The following is a 3,650-nucleotide window of genomic DNA, read 5'->3' as shown; positions in this document are numbered from 1 at the left end:
TTTAAAGTATTTATGAAGAATAAAAAACCTAAAAAGATGAGATCCTCACGGCTTCTGAATACGAAGCCTCAGGATGACACTATCGGCATCAGATGAGATCCTCACGGCTTCAAAATACGAAGCCTCAGGATGACTGATGAAAGGCACACCCCCCCTGCATCCCCCCTCAATGGGGGAATTCATTTGATAGTATTTTCAGGATAGATTTATTGGAGTTCAATCTTTTATTATGACGAAGCGGCTTTAGAATTAACCTAAGAAGTCAAGCTTTTTTCTATTTTCCCATATTGCGAGAGCAATATCAATAACATAAAGTTACTTCAATAGATCTTTATGAAGCTCTTTTTTATGATAAAAGTGAATTTCTACAATTTTTTCAACCCATAAATTCCAACCGGTTATTAGTAATGGTCCTAATTTTACCTCTATCCTCAACTGGATTCAGAATGGCAAAAATATCTGCACTTTTGCACTTGGAGAATTTAATGTCTTTGAACTAAGAATTTCAGATGATTGATTTCGAAAAGAGTTAGGATCCGGTTCCATGATATAATGAAAAAAAGAGACTTTTGGAGAATGCAGGTGAAATTATGCTTCAGATTGAACATTTAAAAGTTGAGGTAGGTAACGAGGTCATTTTGAAAGACGTGAATCTTACCATTGGTGAAGGTGAAATTCATATCTTACTCGGTCCGAATGGAGCTGGAAAAACAACTTTATTGATGGCTATCATGGGGATGCCAGGATATACTATTTTAGATGGGCGGATAATTTTTCAGGGAAAAGACATAACTTCTCTGAGTGTTGAGGAACGTTCCCAACTGGGGATAGGAATGGCATTCCAAAAAATGCCGACAATACCAGGGGTCCAACTTCAAACTCTCGGGAACTTAATTATTGAAAAACATAAAAATTCTCTATCCGTTGATGAGGTTTCGAAAAAATTAAATTGTGGTTCTCTTTTAAGCCGAAGTATCGGTCAAGGATTTTCTGGAGGAGAAGCCAAACGAGCCGAGCTTTTTCAACTTCTTTTGCATCGTCCGATTTTTTCTATGATCGACGAGCCCGAATCAGGAGTTGACCTTGATAATATATCTCTGGTAGGAAACGCCCTCCAAGAACTTTTTGAACGGCAATTAGTTAAAACTAAAAAACGATCTGGATTAATTATTACCCATACCGGTTTTATTTTAGACTATTTAAATGCTGAAATGGGGCATGTTTTAATGAATGGAAGAATAATTTGTCAAGGGAATCCCCGAGATATTTTCTCTGACATTAAACTCCATGGTTATGAAGCCTGTGCGAGGTGTGAACGATGACCAATGATGAATATTTTCAAAATATCAAACAAAGAGCAGAAGCAGCTTATAACAAAAAAGCGGCATTAGGTCCGGATATTGATCTGAGCGAATTTTCGGTATGCTCTCCCCATGAAAGGGTCGATAGTATCGAAAGCATTTCCCGATCAATGAAAGAGGCTGCCTTATATGCAGGCATTGATTTGCTGGATTCCGGAAATGCCGCAACCTATGTTCAAGTTGATCGTTCAGCTGTCTTTGAAAGGATACAAAAGGCTTTTCAGGGAAAGTTGGAAATCATGAGCATTAGCCAGGCAATTGAAAAATATCCTGAAGTAAGGAATTATTACTGGAATCTTATCCCAGTTGATTTTGATAAATATACTGCCTATACCGAACTATGCCAAACCGAAGGGTATTTTATCCGAATTTTTGCTCATCAGCAGATTAATGTTCCCCTTCAAGCTTGTTTGTTAATGTCAGAAGAAGCCAGTGTACAAAGCGTTCACAATTTAATCATCCTCGAAGAGGGAGCTCAAGCCAACATCAATACGGGATGCGCATCGGTAAAAGGAAACAAAAACGGTTTGCATATCGGGGTCAGTGAATTTTATATTGGAAAAAATGCTCAACTGACCTTTACTATGGTCCATAATTGGGGTGAAAATTTTCATGTTCGTCCCCGAACAGTAGTGGAGATGGAAGATAATTCCTTTTACAGCAGCACTTATGTGCTTATGAAACCCCTTCTTTCCCTACAGACGTTTCCTAAAGCTATTTTAAAGGGAGAAAATGCCAATGCCAACTTCCAAAGCATCATTTTTGGGAAAGAGTCATCGATTATCGATGTTGGCTCCAACCTAATCATGAAAAGCCGAGGATGCCGTGGGAATTCGGTTTCTCGAGTTTGTGCCGCCGATCAATCAAAGGTGTATGCCCGCGGGAAACTAGTCTCTTATCACGATGAAGCTCAGGCTCACTTGGAATGTAAAGGGATTCTTTTTTCCCACGATTCAGAGATTATTTCGGTACCGGAACTTGAAGTTTACGGTGCTCCTAAAAGTCGTTTATCTCATGAAGCAGCGGTTGGACCTATAGAAGAAGAAGCAATTAATTACTTACGTTCACGAGGCCTTAGCAAAGAAGAAGCTCTATCTTTGATAACCAGAGGATTTTTGAATGTTGACCTTCCTGGAGTTCCACCAGCCTTAAAAAAGTATATTGAAGAAATTATCAAGGTGACTTCGCAAGATTTAATGTAAAGAAAACTTACTGTAATCAATCTTTTTGAGATTCTATAAAGAGGAAAGCCCAGGCGCTCATCATAAAAATGAGCAAAAGACTCCTGGGCTTTTCATTTTATTTAAACGGTCAAACTTACTATAAAATTTCATCGATATATTGTTCCAGCTCGCTCTCCGAAAGAGATTGAGCAATTTGACGAGTGATTTTCCCCTGACGGTTAATAAAAACATTATGAGGGACACTCCATACGCCATAAAGATCTGAAACTGTTTCATTTTCATCATCCTGAAGAACCAGGTATTGAACCCCCTGAGATTGCACAAATTCAGCAATACCAGCCCGGATACCAATCCCGATCACCATCAGCTCTTCACTGTCAACGTATTTTTGATGAACTGAATTCAAGTGAGGGACTTCACTTTTGCAGGCTGGACAATTGGACATAAAAAAGCAAAGAACAATAGGTTTTCCTAAGTGGTCACTCAGGGTAAAGGAACGACCATTTAAATCCAACAGAGTAAAATCCTTCTCCATTCCCGGAGTTGGTGTGGGAGTTGGGGTGGGAGGAGTTGGCATACATCCAGTTACTGCCAATGGTACCACTATACAGAGAGCCATTATTAAAAGAAAAAGTTTTTTCATCATACTTCCTCCAATCGTCCAAAATTTGGGCTGTCTTTACCAAGTAATTAAAAAACCGATTTTAGGAACAACTATTCTACACTCTTATGACATTAATCTTTTCATTATTATACGTAAGTGGCTGTTCATTCGTTTAAAAAAATTGAAAAGTTTTAAAAGTCCTTTTTTTTACTCATTGTTTTCAATTTCATTCTTTTGATATCTCAGAATCTCTAACCGTGGTATGGAACTTTTCTTTATCTTCTTTGCATATGGTCTGAATCAAACGTCTCGCCGACATTACTGCGCTGGGCAATCCCCCTCCGGGCTCTATCCATTGACCGCACATATAGAAATTCTGTAATCCAGGAAGAGTCTGGCGCATTGGTTTGAGCACAGCCTTGGCATTTTGGGGGGTGATCAGCCAACCTTCAAAGCATCCTTGCCAGTTGCCGGTGTACCTTTCAAAGGTCAGAGGGGTAG

General features: G+C 39.1%; 3 protein-coding genes and 1 pseudogene. 2 read left to right on the top strand and 2 right to left on the bottom strand.

What is annotated here, in order from left to right:
• The first annotated feature begins 590 nt into the window (after nt 1–590).
• Both PLK24_RS09735 and PLK24_RS09730 read left to right on the top strand, forming a co-directional pair.
• Nucleotides 591–1,322: an ABC transporter ATP-binding protein gene (locus PLK24_RS09735; protein WP_324478639.1), complete on the top strand. Its 732-nt coding sequence runs from the start codon at nt 591–593 to the stop codon at nt 1,320–1,322.
• Entirely contained in the window at nt 1,319–2,563 is a 1,245-nt protein-coding gene (locus tag PLK24_RS09730) for a SufB/SufD family protein (protein WP_324478637.1), read from the top strand. Before PLK24_RS09735 ends, PLK24_RS09730 begins: the two co-directional genes overlap by 4 nt.
• 118 nt (nt 2,564–2,681) lie before the next feature.
• On the opposite strand, the gene PLK24_RS09725 is transcribed toward PLK24_RS09730, so the two are convergent.
• Together PLK24_RS09725 and PLK24_RS09720 are read right to left on the bottom strand one after the other, a co-directional pair.
• Complete coding sequence (locus PLK24_RS09725; RefSeq protein WP_324478635.1) at nt 2,682–3,191, bottom strand: peroxiredoxin family protein; 510 nt, start codon at nt 3,189–3,191, stop codon at nt 2,682–2,684.
• 184 nt (nt 3,192–3,375) lie between these two features.
• Nucleotides 3,376–3,650 (bottom strand): annotated as a pseudogene (locus tag PLK24_RS09720) (phytoene desaturase family protein); the annotation flags it as partial.

This window comes from Atribacter sp., from assembly GCF_035418125.1.
Taxonomy (GTDB): Bacteria; Atribacterota; Atribacteria; order Atribacterales; family Atribacteraceae; genus Atribacter; species Atribacter allofermentans.
The sequence above is the reverse complement of the archived record's forward strand: the minus strand, read 5'-3'. Positions and strand labels throughout refer to the sequence as shown.

Bases quoted from the DNA above. Each gene is read 5' to 3' on its own strand.
- PLK24_RS09735 (WP_324478639.1), top strand. From the start codon at position 591: ATGCTTCAGATTGAACATTTAAAAGTTGAGGTAGGTAACGAGGTCATT.
- PLK24_RS09730 (WP_324478637.1), top strand. From the start codon at position 1,319: ATGACCAATGATGAATATTTTCAAAATATCAAACAAAGAGCAGAAGCA.
- PLK24_RS09725 (WP_324478635.1), bottom strand. From the start codon at position 3,191: ATGATGAAAAAACTTTTTCTTTTAATAATGGCTCTCTGTATAGTGGTA.